The 15,792-nt window shown below is 65.9% G+C and carries 14 protein-coding genes; 10 read left to right on the top strand and 4 right to left on the bottom strand.

Translation table 11 applies throughout. From position 1 onward, the window contains the following. Window positions 1–5: 5 nt before the first annotated feature. Both ACZ1A1_RS12185 and ACZ1A1_RS12180 read right to left on the bottom strand, forming a co-directional pair. Complete coding sequence (locus ACZ1A1_RS12185; RefSeq protein ID WP_463620168.1) at window positions 6–665, bottom strand: dihydrofolate reductase family protein; 660 nt, start codon at window positions 663–665, stop codon at window positions 6–8. Window positions 666–746: 81 nt separating this feature from the next. Beyond that, on the bottom strand, window positions 747–1,586 hold the full coding sequence (locus ACZ1A1_RS12180) for a LytTR family DNA-binding domain-containing protein (protein ID WP_463620167.1): 840 nt from the start codon (window positions 1,584–1,586) through the stop codon (window positions 747–749). Window positions 1,587–1,629: 43 nt separating this feature from the next. On the opposite strand from ACZ1A1_RS12180, the gene ACZ1A1_RS12175 reads away from it, so the two are divergent. Further along, on the top strand, window positions 1,630–2,139 hold the full coding sequence (locus ACZ1A1_RS12175) for a DUF2306 domain-containing protein (RefSeq protein ID WP_463620166.1): 510 nt from the start codon (window positions 1,630–1,632) through the stop codon (window positions 2,137–2,139). Window positions 2,140–2,249: 110 nt separating this feature from the next. After that, window positions 2,250–3,182, top strand: coding sequence for a KPN_02809 family neutral zinc metallopeptidase (gene ypfJ, locus ACZ1A1_RS12170; protein WP_463620165.1), 933 nt, complete (start codon window positions 2,250–2,252; stop codon window positions 3,180–3,182). 59 nt (window positions 3,183–3,241) lie between these two features. On the opposite strand, the gene ACZ1A1_RS12165 is transcribed toward ypfJ, so the two are convergent. Beyond that, window positions 3,242–4,240, bottom strand: coding sequence for an aldo/keto reductase (locus ACZ1A1_RS12165; RefSeq protein ID WP_463620164.1), 999 nt, complete (start codon window positions 4,238–4,240; stop codon window positions 3,242–3,244). A 103-nt stretch (window positions 4,241–4,343) separates the two neighbouring features. Here ACZ1A1_RS12165 and ACZ1A1_RS12160 point away from each other — a divergent pair, with 103 nt between their 5' ends. From ACZ1A1_RS12160 to ACZ1A1_RS12150, 3 genes are all read left to right on the top strand, one after another. Next, window positions 4,344–5,246: a LysR family transcriptional regulator gene (locus tag ACZ1A1_RS12160; protein WP_463620163.1), complete on the top strand. Its 903-nt coding sequence runs from the start codon at window positions 4,344–4,346 to the stop codon at window positions 5,244–5,246. Between the two features lie 142 nt (window positions 5,247–5,388). Then, window positions 5,389–6,642 (top strand): TCR/Tet family MFS transporter, encoded by a 1,254-nt coding sequence (locus tag ACZ1A1_RS12155; RefSeq protein ID WP_463620162.1) that lies wholly within the window; start codon window positions 5,389–5,391, stop codon window positions 6,640–6,642. Between the two features lie 151 nt (window positions 6,643–6,793). Further along, the gene (locus ACZ1A1_RS12150) at window positions 6,794–8,167 is read left to right on the top strand and encodes an MATE family efflux transporter (RefSeq protein ID WP_463620161.1); all 1,374 of its coding nucleotides are present in this window, start codon (window positions 6,794–6,796) and stop codon (window positions 8,165–8,167) included. Between the two features lie 79 nt (window positions 8,168–8,246). Here the strand turns inward: ACZ1A1_RS12150 and carA are convergent, their stop codons facing one another. After that, window positions 8,247–9,455, bottom strand: coding sequence for a glutamine-hydrolyzing carbamoyl-phosphate synthase small subunit (carA, locus tag ACZ1A1_RS12145; protein WP_463620160.1), 1,209 nt, complete (start codon window positions 9,453–9,455; stop codon window positions 8,247–8,249). Between the two features lie 321 nt (window positions 9,456–9,776). On the opposite strand from carA, the gene ACZ1A1_RS12140 reads away from it, so the two are divergent. The 5 genes from ACZ1A1_RS12140 to recQ all read left to right on the top strand — a co-directional run bounded on the left by ACZ1A1_RS12140 (window position 9,777) and on the right by recQ (window position 15,782). Continuing rightward, window positions 9,777–10,226, top strand: a complete 450-nt coding sequence (locus ACZ1A1_RS12140) for a GatB/YqeY domain-containing protein (RefSeq protein ID WP_463620159.1) — start codon at window positions 9,777–9,779, stop codon at window positions 10,224–10,226. 229 nt (window positions 10,227–10,455) lie between these two features. Next, window positions 10,456–10,794 (top strand): hypothetical protein, encoded by a 339-nt coding sequence (locus ACZ1A1_RS12135; RefSeq protein ID WP_463620158.1) that lies wholly within the window; start codon window positions 10,456–10,458, stop codon window positions 10,792–10,794. Window positions 10,795–10,882: 88 nt separating this feature from the next. Continuing rightward, window positions 10,883–12,850, top strand: coding sequence for a DNA primase (dnaG, locus tag ACZ1A1_RS12130; RefSeq protein WP_463620157.1), 1,968 nt, complete (start codon window positions 10,883–10,885; stop codon window positions 12,848–12,850). A gap of 11 nt (window positions 12,851–12,861) precedes the next feature. Beyond that, window positions 12,862–13,593, top strand: a complete 732-nt coding sequence (locus ACZ1A1_RS12125) for a hypothetical protein (RefSeq protein WP_463620156.1) — start codon at window positions 12,862–12,864, stop codon at window positions 13,591–13,593. Between the two features lie 326 nt (window positions 13,594–13,919). Beyond that, the gene (gene recQ, locus ACZ1A1_RS12120; RefSeq protein ID WP_463620411.1) at window positions 13,920–15,782 is read left to right on the top strand and encodes a DNA helicase RecQ; all 1,863 of its coding nucleotides are present in this window, start codon (window positions 13,920–13,922) and stop codon (window positions 15,780–15,782) included. The last annotated feature ends 10 nt before the right edge of the window (window positions 15,783–15,792 follow it).

The following is a 15,792-nucleotide window of genomic DNA, read 5'->3' as shown; positions in this document are numbered from 1 at the left end:
TCCCATCAGGCGAGGTTGCGGCGGCGCTCCAGCTCGGCGTCGGTCGGCGTCTCGAATTCAAAGGAGCCGATGGCGACATCGCCGGCGCGGGCATAGCGGCTCATGACGATGCCGGTGTCGCTGGTGCGCGAATCGATCAGCGTCAAGGCGCGCGGGAAGGAGGCGTCGCCGAAGAGCCGCTTGCCCTTGCCGAGGATGACCGGGAAGACGGAGACGTGGATCTCGTCGACGAGGTCGTTCTCGAACAGCGCTTTCAGGAATTCGGTGGAGCCTTGCGTCAGGAGGTCCGGCCCGTCGCCGCTTTTCAGCTTGCGCACGGCGGAGACCGCGTCCGGGCCGAGCACATGGCTGTTCTGCCAGGTGGGTTCGAAGGCCGGGTTACGGGTCGCGACATATTTGTCGATGCGGTCGAAGAGCGGGCCGATCGGGTCGTCCTTCTCCACATAGGGCCAGTGGGCGGCGAAGATGTCGTAGGTCTTGCGGCCGAGCAGCAGGTCGAACGGCTTTGCGAAGAGTTCGCCGATGAAGGCGCCCATCTTCTCGTCGAAGGCAGCGGCCGCCCAGCCGCCGAACCGGAAGCCGCCGACGGGATCCTCGTCCGGCCCGCCCGGCGCCTGCATGACGCCGTCGAGGCTGGTGAATGCGCCGACAATGATCTTTCGCATGAGACTTCTCCTGGCACGGTTGACTGACGGATACCTAGAGACGAACGGCGCGACGGCGAGCCGACAGGCGCCGGAAAAAATTCAGCCCCAGCGGGTGCGCACCGCCTCCGTCCGGCTGCGGCTCACCGGAATCTCGCTGCCGTCCTTCAGGAGGATCGCCAGCTTGCCTTCGGAGCGCAGCAGCCTTTCGACATGCGCATCGGCAACGAAATGCGAGCGGTGCACCTGCAAGCCCGGCGTGCCGCCGACTTCCTGCACGGCATCGGAAAAGCGCAGCAGGATCAATTCCCGCCCGCGGCTGGTCGTCACCTCGGTATAGTGGTCGGCGACGGTCATGTGCAGGATCGGGCCGCGGTTTTCCGGCCTGAGGCGGCGCAGCAGCGGCACGTCTGCCCGCTCCTCCTCGCTCGGCGCGGGGACGGAGGAGAGCGCCTCGGCCTGCCGGCTGCTCATCGTCAAGTAGGTGAGGGCGCAGAAGAGGGCGGAGAGGAGGAGGCCGGTCGCGATGCTTGCGGCAAGGTCCAAGACCGTCGGCGTGCCGCCGAAGGTCGCGAGGCTGATCGCATTCGTCGCAAGCCCGACCGGCACGCCGGCGACCAGCGTGCCGAGCGCCATGCGGCGGCCAAGGCCCGGGATACGGTCCCGCAGCAGCGTGTTGACGAGCACGATGGCGGTGACGGCGATGGCCCAGGCGACGGCGTGCAGCACGAGCCAGAAGCCGAGGCGGGGGATGGCGGCCAGCCGCTCCGCGGTGCCGTAGGGACCCGTCACCCAGAAGATCAGCACCACCGCGCCGAAGGTCGCCCAGAACCGCGGCGCGCGCAGGAAGACCTGCAGTTCACGAAGCGCGGATTGCAGCAAGGGGCGTTCCACGAAGTTTTCCGTCCGTTCGGGCCAAAGCGTTTGAAGCGGCCCGATCATTGGCGGAAGACGGGGCCGAATTCAACCGTCCCCGGAGCCCGCCATGACCTTCGAGCCGCTTGCCAATGCATCCTTCGCCGTCCAGTTCCACGTCGCGACCGTGCTGCCGGCCGCCGTGCTCGGCGCCGTCCTCCTCGCCCGCCCGAAGGGCACGCCGGCCCATCGGCTGCTCGGAAAAATCTGGCTTTTCCTGATGGTTACGACGAGTTTTTCGACCTTCTTCATCCATGGAATCAACACATTCCACGGCTTCAGCCCGATCCATCTCCTTTCGCTCTACGTCATCCTCGCCAGCGTGCCGGCCGTCATGGCGGCGCGGCGCGGCAATATCCGCGCGCACCGCGCCCAGGTCGCCGGCATGTATTTCGGCGGCATCGTCGTCGCGGGTCTCTTCACCCTCGTTCCGCACCGGGTGATGGGGGCGATGATCTTCGACGGGTCGTCTGGCCTTGCAAGCGGGCTTGCTGCCGCCGCCGTCAGTTTCCTGCTCGTCGCGGCGGGGGCGCTCGCGGTGCGCGAAGCCGGCTGGGGCGGGCTTCTCCGGCGGCGCTGAGGGGCCGCTTTTCGTTTTGCAAGGCGCCCCGGCAGGCCCTATAAGTCGTTGCTGAGGAACGAATTCATGCGATGAACGTTCGTCGGCAATTCAATGCGGGGAAATGCGCCATGGAATGGAAAGGTCGTCGCCAGTCGGGCAATATCGAGGACCAGCGCGGAGCCGGTCCCTCGATGGGAGGCAGCAATCCCTTCGGCCGGGGCGGCGGGTTCCGCATTCCGATGGGTGGCGGCGGCCGGTCCGGCGGCGGCATGAGCATCGGCACCATCATCTTCCTCGTCGTCATCTATTTCGTCTTCAAGGCGATGGGCATCGACCTCCTGCAGGTCATGGGCAATGGCGGGCAGGTCAGCATGCCGGGCTTCGAGCAGACGGAGAGCGCCAGCCGCCGTTCCTCGCCGCAGGAGGAAGAGACCAAGGAATTCATGGCGACGGTGCTCGCAGAGACCGAAGACACCTGGAACGGCATCTTCAAGGCAGCGGGCGAGACATACGAGGAGCCCAAGATGGTGCTCTTCTCCGGCTCCGTCAAATCCGCCTGCGGCTTCGCCTCGGCGGCGTCCGGGCCGTTCTATTGCCCGGGCGACCACAAGGTCTATCTCGACATGAGCTTCTTCGACGAGCTCGCCAACAAGTTCGACGCGGCCGGCGACTTCGCCCAGGCCTATGTCGTCGCGCACGAGGTGGGCCACCACGTCCAGAACCTCACCGGCATCCTGCCGCGCTTCAACCAGCAACGCCAGCGCATGAGCGAGGCGGAGGCGAACCAGATGTCCGTGCGCGTCGAGCTGCAGGCCGATTGCTATGCCGGCATCTGGGGCAAGTACACGCAGCAGAAGGGGCTTCTGGAAAGCGGCGACCTCGATGAGGCGCTGAACGCCGCCACCCAGATCGGCGACGATACGCTGCAGAAGCGTATGCAGGGCTATGTCGTGCCGGAGAGCTTCAACCACGGCACCTCCGAGCAGCGCCGCCGCTGGTTCAAGCGCGGCTTCGACAGCGGCCGCCTGGATGCCTGCAACACCTTCCAGGGCGATCCCTGACGCCACTCGACTTCTCTGAAAAGCCCTCCGGCCGCTGAGGCCGGAGGGCTTTCGCATGATCAGGCGTGCTTTTCGCTGTCCATATGGGCGAGCTGGGCGGCCGGGTAGCGTTCGCCCGCGGCCGCGCCCTTCGGCATGGCGGCCTCGATGGCGGCGAGATCGGCTTCGTCAAGCGTGACCTGCTGTGCGCCCAGCGCCTCGGCGAGCCTGTCGCGGCGGCGGGCGCCGATGAGCGGGACGATATCCTCGCCCTGTGCCGCCACCCAGGTGATGGCGAGCTGTGCGACGCTCGCGCCCTTTTCCTCCGCCACGCGGCGCAGCGCCTCGACGAGCGCCAGGTTGCGGTCGACATTGCCGTCCTGGAAGCGCGGGCTCGCGGCGCGGAAATCGCCGCCCGTGACCGTACCCTTCTGCCAGTGGCCGCTGATGAGGCCGCGCGACAGCACGCCGTAGGCGGTGAGCGGGATGCCGAGTTCGCGGCAGGTCGGCAGGATGTCGTCCTCGATGCCGCGGGAGATCAGCGAATATTCGATCTGGAGGTCGGCGATCGGGTGCACGGCGGCGGCGCGGCGGATCGTCTCCGACCCTACCTCGGACAGGCCGATATGGCGGATGTAACCGGCCTTCACCAGATCGGCGAGCGCGCCGATGGTCTCCTCGATCGGCACCGCCGGATCGAGGCGGGCCGGGCGGTAGATGTCGATATGGTCGGTGCCGAGCCGCTGCAGCGAATAGGCGAGGAAGTTGCGGATCGCCGCCGGGCGCGAATCGTAGCCGGCCCAGATGCCGTCGGGGCCGCGCAGGGCGCCGAACTTCACACTGATCACCACGTCCTCGCGGCGCCGCTCCTTCAGCGCCTCGGCGATGAGCATCTCGTTGTGGCCCATGCCGTAGAAGTCGCCGGTGTCGAGAAGGTTTATGCCGGCGTCGAGCGCGGCGTGGATGGTGGCGATGCTCTCCGCCCGGTCGGCCGGGCCGTACATGCCGGACATGCCCATGCAGCCGAGCCCGATGGTGGAAACGCGCGGGCCGGTCTTGCCGAGGTTTACGGTCTTCATGGTCTTCTCCTGTTGTCTGCCTTCGGTTCGACCGTCTTTTATCGCATCGGTCTTTGTGCGATAATCCGGTCTTCCTCGAACAGCTTGTGCGATTTTCCGAACAATGAGCCAGATCCCCCTTGCCGATCTCGATGCCTTCGTCGCCATAGCGCGGGTGCAGAGCTTTCGCGCGGCCGCCAAGCTGCGCGGCGTTTCCGCCTCCGCCCTTTCCGAGGCGATGCGCCGGCTGGAGGCGCGGCTGAACCTGCGCCTCTTCAACCGCACCACGCGCAGCGTGACGCTGACGGATGCCGGCGAGCGGCTTCTGGAACGGCTGGCGCCGGCGCTCGGGGAGGTCGAGGCGGCGATCGACGGCGTCAACAGCCTGCGCGACAGTCCCGTCGGCCGCCTGCGGCTCAACGTGCCGGGCATCGTCGCCCGCTTCGTGCTGCCGCCGATAGCCACGGCCTTCCTCAAGGCCTATCCGGGCATCACGCTGGAGGTCGCGTCGAACGACGCCCTCGTGGACGTGCTGGCCGAAGGCTTCGACGCCGGCATCCGCTACGAGGAGGCGCTGCACCAGGACATGATCGCCGTGCCGATCGGGCCGCGCCGCCAGCGCTATGTCGTCGCCGCCGCGCCCTCCTACATCGCCGAGCATGGCGTTCCGGAGCATCCGCGCGACCTGATGCAGCACCGCTGCATCCTCCATCGCTTCGCCAGCGGCCGGGTGCTGCCCTGGGTGTTCGAGCGCGGCGAGGAGCGCATCTCCATCATGCCGCCAGCCTGCCTCATCTCCGAGTCGAGCGAGGTGGAGCAGCATGCCGCCGCGGCCGGCCTCGGCATCCTGTGCACCTTCGAGGAATTCCTTGCGCCGAACCTCGCCTCGGGCGCGCTGCAGGTCGTCATGGCGGACTGGATCCAGACGTTTTCCGGCCCCTTCCTCTACTATCCGAGCCGCACGCTGATGCCCGCGCCGCTGCGCGCCTTCGTGGATTTCGTCAAGGCCAATCCCTGGCCCGATTGAGGCCCGGCATCAGGAAATCGCATCGGAACCATCAAAACTTTTGAGATGTTCACGGATTGTTTCGCTGGAGAAAGTGAAATAGAACTCGCCGCCTGACATTTTCGCCCCCTGCGGGCGCCGTTCATTCTTTCGAGGTCAATCCATGGTCGATGCCAGGTCCACCCGGCGCGGGCTCTTTCTCGTCTTCATGATCATGTTCCTCGACGTGATCGGCATCGCCATCATCATGCCGGTCCTGCCGACCTATCTGCGCGAGCTGACGGGCGACGACATCAGCCAGGCGGCCATCGACGGCGGCTGGCTGCTGCTCGTCTATGCCGGCATGCAGTTCCTGTTCGCGCCGCTCATCGGCAATCTTTCGGATCGCTTCGGCCGGCGGCCGGTGCTGCTGGCCTGCATCCTGACCTTCGCCATCGACAATCTCATCTGCGCGCTGGCGGTAAGCTACTGGATGCTCTTCGTCGGGCGGGTGCTGGCGGGCATCAGCGGCGCGAGCTTCAGCACGGCGGCCGCCTATATCGCGGATGTGTCGAACGACGAGACGCGTTCGAAGAATTTCGGGCTGATGGGCATCGCCTTCGGCACCGGCTTCGTCATCGGGCCGGTGATCGGCGGGCTTCTCGGCGAGTTCGGGCCGCGCATCCCCTTCTACGGCGCGGCCGCGCTCGCCTTCCTCAATTTCGTCGGTGCGTGGATCCTGCTGCCGGAGAGCCTTGCGGCGCACAATCGCCGCCCCTTCGAGCTTGCCCGCGCCAATCCGCTCGGCACGCTCATGCAGATGCGCAACTATCCCGGCGTGCTGTGGGTCGGCGTCGTCTTCCTCTGTTATGGCTTGGCGCATGCCGTCTATCCGGCGGTCTGGTCCTTCGTCGGCGCCTATCGCTACGGCTGGAGCGAGGGGCAGATCGGCCTGTCGCTCGGCATCTTCGGGATCGGCGGGGCGGTTGTCATGGGCTTCGTCCTGCCGCGCATCGTGCCGAGGATCGGCGAATACCGCACGGCCGTCCTCGGCCTCGTCTTCTCGGTCGTCGCGCTTTCCGGCTATGCCGCGGCCTGGCAGGGCTGGATGATCTATGCCGTCATCGTCCTGACGGCGCTGGAGGCGCTGGCCGATCCGCCGCTGCGGTCCATCGCCTCCGCCCGCGTGCCTGCCTCGGCGCAGGGCGAGCTGCAAGGGGCGCTGACCAGCGTTTCCTCGATCACGACCATCATCGGACCGCTGATCTTCACGCAGGTCTTCAGCCATTTCACCGCACCGTCCGCGCCCGTCGCCTTTGCCGGCGCGCCGTTCGCGGTGGCGGCGCTCATCCTCCTCGTGGGCCTCGCGATCTTCCTCGTCAAGCTGAAGGGGGCCGGTGTCGGCCCGAGCGGGAATTTCGCCCCGGAAAGCGCCTGAAGCGCTTTCAAACGTGACATTTCGACGAAATTTTCGTCCGGAAACGGTCCCGGAGCGCCGTTTCCGCGCATTTTTGATGACGTTATCAAATCTATTCGATTGATCGCGACCGGAACTTGTGATCGGAAGCGAGGCGAAAGTGAGAACTATCATGCACATGGCAACGCATCGCGAGGACAACGGTTGGGGGCGGCATTTCCGGGCGACCCTGACGCTCGGCGTGCCGCTGATCGGCGCCCAGCTCGCCCAGCTCGGCATCCACACGACGGACGTGGTGATCCTCGGCCGGCTCGGCGCGGCGCATCTCGCGGCGATCGTGCTGTCCAGCCAGTTCTTCTTCACCATCTTCATCCTCGGCTCGGGCTTTGCCAATGCCGTCATGCCCATGGTGGCGCAGGCCTATGGCCGGGGCGACACGGTTTCCGTGCGCCGTTCCGTGCGCATGGGCATGTGGGTGGTGCTCTTCTATGCGGCGCTGATGATCCCGCTCTTCTACAATGCGGAGAACATCCTGCTCTTTGCCGGCCAGAAGCCGGAGGTCGCCGCGCTTGCCGGCAGCTACCTGAAGATCGCGCAATGGGGCATCGGCCCGGCGCTGCTCTTCATGACGCTGCGCGGCCTCGTCAGCGCGCACGGCCGGGCAGGCATCGTGCTCTATGTCACGATCGTCATCCTGACGGTGAACGCCTTCTTCGCCTATGCGCTGGTGCTCGGCCATTTCGGCTTTCCGGCCATGGGCATGGAGGGCGCGGCCATCGTTTCGGTCGGCGTGAACGTGCTGAGCTTCGTGCTGATCACCGCCTATATCCAGGCGCAGCCGGACATGCGCCGCTACGAGCTTTTCGTGCGCTTCTGGCGGCCGGACTGGGGGGCGCTGCGCGAGGTCGTCTATCTCGGCCTGCCGATCGGCCTCACCATGCTGGCGGAAGTCAGCCTCTTCACCGGCGCCTCGCTGCTGATGGGCAATATCGGCACGCTGGAGCTTGCGGCGCACGGCATTGCCCTCCAGCTCGCCTCCGTCGCCTTCATGGTTCCGCTCGGCCTTGCGCAGGCGGGCACGGTGCGCGTCGGCGTGGCGCACGGGCGCGGCGACCATCTCGGCGTCGTGCGCGCGGCCTGGGCGGTGCTCGTCATCGCGGCGACCATTGCGGTTGGCGGCGGCCTGCTCTTCGCGCTCATCCCGACGAAGCTCGCCTCGATCTTCCTCGACAAGGCGGGCAGGGATTCGGCCGCGGTTCTCGCCATCGCCGGCCCCTTCGTGGTGGTCGCGGGCCTCTTCCAGCTCGTCGACGGCCTGCAGGCGATTGCCGCCGGCCTGCTGCGCGGTCTGAAGGACACGCGTATCCCGATGCTGCTGGCGCTGGTCTCCTACTGGCCGGTCGGCTTCTTTGCCGCCTGGCTCTTCGCCTTTCCGGCGGGGTTCGGCGGCATCGGCATCTGGTTCGGCTTCCTCGCCGGCCTCTCCACCGCCTCCATCCTGCTCAACCTGCGCTTCTACCGGCTGGTGAGGCAGAGGGGCGCCTGACGCCCGAGGGTGGCGATAAGAAAAGCCCGCCGGATCGCTCCGGCGGGCTTTTCACGTCGATGGTGGGCGGATCGCCTGCTTACGCGCGTTCCGGGATGGCTTCCTCGCCCTTCCTCTCGCGCACCAGGTTGATGAAGCGGCGGAAGAGGTAGTGGCTGTCCTGCGGACCGGGGGAGGCTTCCGGGTGGTGCTGCACGGAGAAGACCGGCTTGCCGACAAGGCGTAGGCCGCAATTCGTGCCGTCGAACAGGGAAACGTGGGTCTCCTCGACGCCGTCGGGCAGGGACGACGAGGCGACGGCGAAGCCGTGGTTCATCGAGACGATCTCGACCTTGCCGGTCGTGTGGTCCTTCACCGGATGGTTCGCGCCGTGGTGGCCCTGGTGCATCTTCTCGGTCGTCGCGCCGACGGCAAGGCCGAGCATCTGGTGGCCGAGGCAGATGCCGAAGACCGGAATGCCCGTCTCGATCAGCGTCTTGATCACCGGCACCGCATATTCGCCGGTCGCCGCCGGGTCGCCCGGGCCGTTGGAAAGGAAGATGCCGTCCGGCTTCAGCGCCAGAATGTCATCGGCGCTGGAGGTGGCCGGCATGACCGTGACCTTGCAGCCGAGGCCCGTGAAGAGGCGCAGGATGTTGCGCTTCACGCCGTAGTCGAGCGCGACGATGTGATACTTCACGTCGCTGTCGGCAAGGTCCTCGTAGCCTTCGTTCCACACCCACGGCTTCTGGCTCCAGCGCGAGGACTGGCCGGAGGAGGCGGGCTTGGCGAGGTCGAGGCCGACGAGGCCGCCCCAGGCCCTGGCTTCGGCCTTCAGCGTCTCGATGTCGAAGACGCCGTTCGGGTCGTGGGCGATCACCGCGTTCGGCGCGCCGTTCTCGCGGATCCAGGCGGTCAGCGCGCGCGTGTCGATGCCGGAAAGGCCGATGATGCCGCGGGCCTTCAGCCAGGCGTCGAGGTGCTTTGCGGCGCGGTAGTTCGACGGCTCGGTGATGTCGGCCTTGAAGATCGTGCCGACGGCGCCGTGGCGGGCAGCCGGCGTCAGGTCCTCGATGTCCTCGTCATTGGCGCCGACATTGCCGATATGCGGGAAGGTGAAGGTGACGATCTGGCCGAGGTAGGAGGGGTCGGTCAGGATTTCCTGGTAGCCCGTCAGCGCGGTGTTGAAGCAGACTTCCGCGGTCACCTTGCCGGTGGCGCCGATGCCCTTGCCTTCGATCACGGTGCCGTCGGCAAGGACGAGGAGGGCGGTGGGCTTTTCGGAGGTCCATGCGGGGGTCGAGGTCATGAGTATCCCGTTTCCGGCACCGGGCGCCGGCTTGAAGGCCGGGAGCTTGGGCACCATTTAAGATCGCAGGCAAAGGCGCGCGGAAACCCGCGTTGGTTCGCCCTGATTGCCGATTTTCGTGCAGGTGCCGGAAAATAGACAAAGCGCGGGGCGGGGTCAACCGTCGCCTGTGGATTGCGCGGAATTATAAAGCATGGAAAATCAATCGCTTGCGTAATCCGTTTGCCGTCAGGCCCCTGGCCGGTCTATGAGCATGCACAATCGAACGACGAGAAAGGCCGCGCCGCGCACCCCGCGGGCAGGCCTCATATGGAGAAAATGATGCGCGAGACCATCGCAAACGCCCTCAAGGATGCACTCAAGGCCAGGGATGCCTGCCGTGTCTCCACGCTGCGCCTGATCCAGGCCACGCTGAAGGACCGCGACATCGCCAACCGCGGTGCCGGCAAGGGTCCGGTGGAAAACGACGAACTGCTGCAGATCCTCGCCAAGATGATCAAGCAGCGCGAGGAATCCGCCAAGATCTTCGCGGAAAACGGCCGCCCGGAACTTGCCGCCCAGGAGCGCGAGGAAATCACCGTGATCCAGGGCTTCATGCCGGAGCAGCTCTCCGACGAGAAGGTGAGGGCGCTGATTTCCGGCGTGATCGCCGAGATCGGCGCGCAGGGCTTGCGCGACATGGGCAAGGTCATGGCCGTGCTCAAGGAGCGCCATCCCGGCCAGATGGACTTCGCCAAGGCATCCGGCGTGGTGAAGGACCTGCTGAAGTAAACGGCGGCTTTTTTTGCAATCATGAAGGCGGCCGATGGCCGCCTTTTTCGTTTCCGGCCTGCGGCTTGCAGGAACCAAAAGGAAGGAGCAAAGTTGAGCTCGCAGCAATAGGAGCGTGACGATGCGTCGTCGAACGTCACCGCCCGCCCCGGCGAAGTGCATGTGGTGCCGCCGGATTGTCTAGCGTCGAGGTTCCCGGTGGCCGTTCCATGAAACGGAGGCCGAACCCATGCGTGCGACGTTTCTTCTTTCCCTCGCAGCCATCGTCCTTGCCGGGCCGGCCCTCGCGCACGATGCGCCGAGCGGCTGGCAGTACGAGCAATATTGTTGCAACGGCAGCAACCACAATGGTGACTGCCAGATGATCCCGGCGACCGCCGTGCGCATCGTCCACGGGGACTATCAGGTGACGCTGGCGCCGGGCGACCACCGCCTCGCCACCCGCCGCCATATCTTCCTCCTGCCGCAGGGCACAGCCCGGCGTTCGCAGGACGGCGAGTACCATCTCTGCCTCTACCCGACCGAGGATACGCCCCGCTGCTTCTACGCGCCCGACATGGGATTTTGAGCCTGAGCCTGTGAATTGCCGTGGCGCCGGGCGGTAATGCTGGCGGTGGGCCCCGCGCATGGTTATATGAACCTCGACCGAGGTACCCATGCGCTTTTCCAACGCCTTCCTAGACGAGATTCGCGACCGCGTCCCCATTTCGGACGTGATCGGCCGACGCGTGACCTGGGATCGCAGGAAGACCAATGTCTCGCGCGGGGATTACTGGGCCTGCTGCCCGTTCCATGGCGAGAAATCGCCGTCCTTCCACTGCGAGGACCGCAAGGGCCGCTACCATTGCTTCGGCTGCGGCGTCTCGGGCGATCACTTCCGCTTCCTCACCGATCTCGACGGCCTGTCCTTCCCCGAGGCGGTGCAGCAGATCGCCGACCTTGCGGGCGTCGCCATGCCCCAGCCGGACCCGCAGGCCGAGCAGCGCGAGAAGGAGCGCATGGGCCTCGTCGAGGTCATGGAGATGGCGGCCCGCTTCTTCGAGGACCAGCTCCAGACGCCGGCCGGGGCGAAGGCGCGCGCCTATCTGCGCGACCGCGGGCTGACCGGCCGCACCATCGAGACCTTCCGCCTCGGCTATGCGCCCGAGAGCCGCAACGCGCTGAAGGAGTTTCTGGCGGGCAAGGGCGTGCCGAAGGAGGCGATCGAGGCCTGCGGCCTCGTCGTGCACGGGCCGGAAATCCCCGTCTCCTACGACCGGTTCCGCGACCGCATCATGTTCCCCATCCTCTCGGTGCGCGAAAAGGTCATCGCCTTCGGCGGCCGTGCCATGTCGCCGGACGCGCCGGCGAAATACCTCAATTCCAACGAGACCGAGCTCTTCCACAAGGGGAGCGTGCTCTACAACCACGCCCGCGCCCGGAAGGGGGCTCAAGGCGCTGACGGCGCCGGCACGATCATCGCCGTCGAAGGCTACATGGACGTGATCGCGCTCTACCAGGCGGGCATCGAGAACGCCGTCGCCCCGCTCGGCACGGCGCTTACCGAGAACCAGCTCGATCTGCTCTGGAAGATGACGCCGCAGCCGGTGCTCTGCTTCGACGGCGACGGGGCGGGCATCCGCGCGGCGAACCGGGCGGCCGACCTCGCGCTGCCGTTCATCAAGCCGGGCCGCACGGTGCGCTTCGCGCTGCTGCCCGACGGCAAGGACCCGGACGACCTCGTGCGCCACGAGGGCCGCGCGCCCTTCGACAAGGTGCTGGCGAACGCCCGCCCGCTCGCCGACATGATCTGGAACCGCGAGGTCCAGGGCTCGGCGCTGGACACGCCGGAAAGCCGCGCCGAACTCGAATCGCGCCTGCGCCAGATCACCGCGGGCATCGCCGACGAGGACGTGCGCCGCCACTACCAGCAGGACATGCGCGAGCGGCTGAACGCCTTCTTCCGCCCCGCCCAGCGACAGGGCGGCGGCAGCTTTTCCGGCAACCGGCAGGGCAGGGGCGGCGGCCGCGGCGGGCCGCAGGGCAATATGGTCCCCTCCGGCATTTCCGACCGGCTCGCTCGTTCCGCGCTTGTGCGCGGCGCGCAGGAGCTGCCGGCCCTGCGCGAAAGCGTGCTGGCGCTCACCGTCGTCAACCATCCGGGCCTTCTCTTCAGCGACTATGACGAGATCGCCATCATCGAATACGAGAACCGCGACCTCCAGCGCCTCTGGTCGGCCCTCATCGGCATTGCCGGCTCTGTCGGCGCGCGGCTCGACCGCGCCCGGCTGGTCGAGGAGCTGGAAGCCGCCGGCTTCGACACCCTGCTCAAGGGCCTCGACCAGCAGATCCGCAATTCGCGCCTGTGGACTGCGACGGAAGACGCCGCGCCGGAGGATGCCCGCGAAGGCTATCTCCAGGCGCTCGCCCTCCATAAGCGCACCCGCGCGCTCCTCTGGCAGCGCCGCGAACTGGAACGCGAACTCGCCGTCTCGACGGATGAGGGCGACGACGAACGCGTGCCGCAGATCCTGCGCGCGCTTCAGGAAGTGCAGATGGAGACCGTCCGGATGGAGAACCAGGAAGCCATCATCGAAGGCTTCGGTGTGCTCTCCGGCCGGGTGAAGGGGCCGGCGGGGAAGTAGGTATGAGAAGAATGCCGCAGGCCGCATCGACTGGCGCGCAGCGCCGTCACAGGCGAACGGTCGCTGTAGTCTTGTTGTTGGCGGTGGTGTTTGCTCTGTCAGGCTGGAGGCTGATCGGCTTCTATAACTGGTCCTGGAATCAAAAACTCGAACTCAGGGTGATGACGCCCGACGGGGAAGTAAGCGGCAGCTCCGTCATTCAGGCCTCCTACGGCTTCTGGCCCAAATGGTATGGTCTGGGGGATTTCATGGGAGCCAGCAACCATGCCCACTCCGGCGAAGCGGCGTTTGTCGAGGTTGCTCCGGGCAGGTATCTCTTCGCGATAATGAGCCAAAACGACCCCGAGATGGCCTATGAGACATTTATCGGGCCGATCACGACGTCGCGCGAGGAACGGATCGAGGGTTTCGATCGTCTCTATCGCATGCGGGAAACCCGCGCATTGCCGCGCGAACTCTATCCGACACTCGTGACTTTTCGGGATATCAACGATCCGGCAAGCGTTCAGAAGGTTGATCCGGATGATTTGGAAGCGAGTTTTGGGCCGGGGTATGCATTGTATGGTGTAAATATATCAATTACTGGAGATCCGGTAACCAAAAGAAAAGTAAACAATGTTCTTCCTTGGATTGAAAATTACTATGATCGTTTGCTTGATGGGCAAAGATTACAGTCTTTGAAACGGGACGCTCCTTTTGCAAACTCCCTAGCGTCCGGCTCCTTCAATACGGAGAGTGAATGATGGGAGTAATCAAGGGTTTTCTGGAAACACGCTGGCTAGTTTGCTGTACAAGAGAGCACCACTAGAATTTCGGGTCTCGATGCTGGCGGGGCAGTGATAGAAGAGTCCTTCGGATCGGCCCTTGCCGCTTGGCTCCGGCCTTCTAGCGTGGGCGCCACTATATCCCATGCGTCGTGAGTGCTCCCTTTTGGTCTGTACAGTTTTCTTGCAACCTGCCCTTGAAATTCGAACAAAGCAAGAACATTGTGCGTGACGGCAAAAGTCGTCGGTCGGGTGGTTGCCGATGGTCCCGTGCTTGGCCAGAATGGAGGGAGAAAGTGCAGGTCATGATTCAGGCAAATCCCTCCGGTTCCCTCTCCGCCCTGTTCGATGCGCAGGTCGCCGATCCGCTCGACGTGCTCAAGCGCGTCTATGGCTACGACGCCTTCCGCGGCAAGCAGCAGGCGGTGGTGGAGCATGTGACGGCGGGGGGCGATGCCGTGGTGCTGTTTCCGACCGGGGCCGGCAAGTCGCTGTGCTTCCAGATTCCCGCACTCTGCCGCCAGGGCGTCGGCATCGTCATATCGCCGCTGATCGCGCTGATGCGCGACCAGGTGGAGGCGCTGAAGCAGCTCGGCGTCAAGGCGGCGGCGCTGAATTCCTCTCTGACGCGGGACGAGTTCTTCGCCGTGCGCGACGCCATGCGCAGCGGCGATCTCGACCTTCTCTATGTGACGCCCGAGCGCATCGTCACGGACGGCTTCGCCGATCTCGTCGCGGAGGCCCGCATCGCGCTCTTCGCCATCGACGAGGCGCATTGCGTCTCGCAATGGGGGCATGATTTCCGGCCGGAATACCGCACGCTCGGCCTGCTCGGCGAGCGCTATCCCGGCGTGCCGCGCATCGCGCTGACGGCGACGGCCGATCCGCATACGCGCGAGGACATCATCGAGCGCCTCGGGCTCGAGGATGCCGAGGTCTTCACCACCAGCTTCGACCGGCCGAACATTTCCTACGAGATCGCCGAGCGCGATCAGGCGCGCCAGCAGCTCCTGCGCTTCCTGTCGCGCCACGAGGGAGAGAGCGGCATCGTCTATTGCCTGTCGCGCGCCAAGGTGGAGGACACGGCCGCGTGGCTGAACACGCAGGGCATTCGCGCATTGCCTTACCATGCCGGGTTCGACCGGGCGGTGCGCGACGCCAACCAGGATGCTTTTCTCAAGGAAGAAAATCTCTGCCTCGTCGCCACCGTCGCCTTCGGCATGGGCATCGACAAGCCGGACGTGCGCTATGTCGCCCATCTCGACCTGCCGGGCTCGGTGGAGGCCTATTACCAGGAGACCGGGCGCGCGGGACGCGACGGCCTGCCCTCCGAGGTCTGGATGGCCTATGGCATGGCCGACGTCGTGCAGCGGCGCAGGATGATCGACGAGGGCGGGGCGGCCGAGGAGGTGAAGCGCATCGAGCGTGCCAAGCTGACGGCGCTGCTCGCCATCTGCGAGACGGCAAGCTGCCGGCGCAAGGCCATCCTCGCGCATTTCGGCGAGGCCCATCCCGGTCATTGCGGCAATTGCGACACCTGCCGCAACCCGGTCGAGACCTGGGACGGCACGGAGGCCGCGATCAAGGCGCTCGCGGCGGTCTATCGCACCGGCGAGCGGTTCGGCGCGGGGCACGTCATCGATGTGCTGATGGGTACGGTCAACGAGAAGACGGAGCGCTTCGGCCATACGGAAATGCCGGTCTTTGGCGCGGGCAAGGATATCGCGCCGCGCGTCTGGCAATCGATCTTCCGGCAATTGCTGGCCATGGGCCTCATCAGCGTCGACCATTCCGCCTATGGCGCGCTGAAGCTGGAGCCGGAGGCGCGCGCCGTCTTCCGCCACGAGCGGGAGGTGCTGTTCCGCAAGGACCGGCCGCAGACCGGGCGCAAGGCAAGGGCGGGTGGCTCGCCCGCCGCCCGCGAGCGCGACAACCTTTCGGGTTCCGACCGGGAGCTTTTCGAGCTGTTGCGGGCCGAGCGCCTTGCCATCGCCAAGGACCTCGACGTGCCGCCCTATGTCGTCTTCCCGGATACGACGCTGATCGCGCTCGCGCGGGAACGGCCGGCCGATCTCGAGGAGCTTCTCGACATTCCCGGCATCGGCGTTTCCAAGCGCGACCGCTTCGGCGAGGCGTTCCTCGCCGTCATCGAGGAATTCGCGGGCTAGTTTTTGCGGG

It is taken from the genome of Shinella sp. R2-11 (genome assembly GCF_055330205.1).
Note: the sequence above shows the minus strand (reverse complement) of the source record. Positions and strands in the feature narration are given on the sequence as shown.

Bases quoted from the DNA above. Each gene is read 5' to 3' on its own strand.
- ACZ1A1_RS12155 (WP_463620162.1), top strand. From the start codon at position 5,389: ATGGTCGATGCCAGGTCCACCCGGCGCGGGCTCTTTCTCGTCTTCATG.
- recQ (WP_463620411.1), top strand. From the start codon at position 13,920: ATGATTCAGGCAAATCCCTCCGGTTCCCTCTCCGCCCTGTTCGATGCG.
- ACZ1A1_RS12140 (WP_463620159.1), top strand. From the start codon at position 9,777: ATGCGCGAGACCATCGCAAACGCCCTCAAGGATGCACTCAAGGCCAGG.
- ACZ1A1_RS12175 (WP_463620166.1), top strand. From the start codon at position 1,630: ATGACCTTCGAGCCGCTTGCCAATGCATCCTTCGCCGTCCAGTTCCAC.
- carA (WP_463620160.1), bottom strand. From the start codon at position 9,455: ATGACCTCGACCCCCGCATGGACCTCCGAAAAGCCCACCGCCCTCCTC.
- ACZ1A1_RS12160 (WP_463620163.1), top strand. From the start codon at position 4,344: ATGAGCCAGATCCCCCTTGCCGATCTCGATGCCTTCGTCGCCATAGCG.
- dnaG (WP_463620157.1), top strand. From the start codon at position 10,883: ATGCGCTTTTCCAACGCCTTCCTAGACGAGATTCGCGACCGCGTCCCC.
- ACZ1A1_RS12125 (WP_463620156.1), top strand. From the start codon at position 12,862: ATGCCGCAGGCCGCATCGACTGGCGCGCAGCGCCGTCACAGGCGAACG.
- ACZ1A1_RS12150 (WP_463620161.1), top strand. From the start codon at position 6,794: ATGCACATGGCAACGCATCGCGAGGACAACGGTTGGGGGCGGCATTTC.
- ACZ1A1_RS12180 (WP_463620167.1), bottom strand. From the start codon at position 1,586: ATGATCGGGCCGCTTCAAACGCTTTGGCCCGAACGGACGGAAAACTTC.
- ACZ1A1_RS12135 (WP_463620158.1), top strand. From the start codon at position 10,456: ATGCGTGCGACGTTTCTTCTTTCCCTCGCAGCCATCGTCCTTGCCGGG.
- ACZ1A1_RS12185 (WP_463620168.1), bottom strand. From the start codon at position 665: ATGCGAAAGATCATTGTCGGCGCATTCACCAGCCTCGACGGCGTCATG.
- ypfJ (WP_463620165.1), top strand. From the start codon at position 2,250: ATGGAATGGAAAGGTCGTCGCCAGTCGGGCAATATCGAGGACCAGCGC.
- ACZ1A1_RS12165 (WP_463620164.1), bottom strand. From the start codon at position 4,240: ATGAAGACCGTAAACCTCGGCAAGACCGGCCCGCGCGTTTCCACCATC.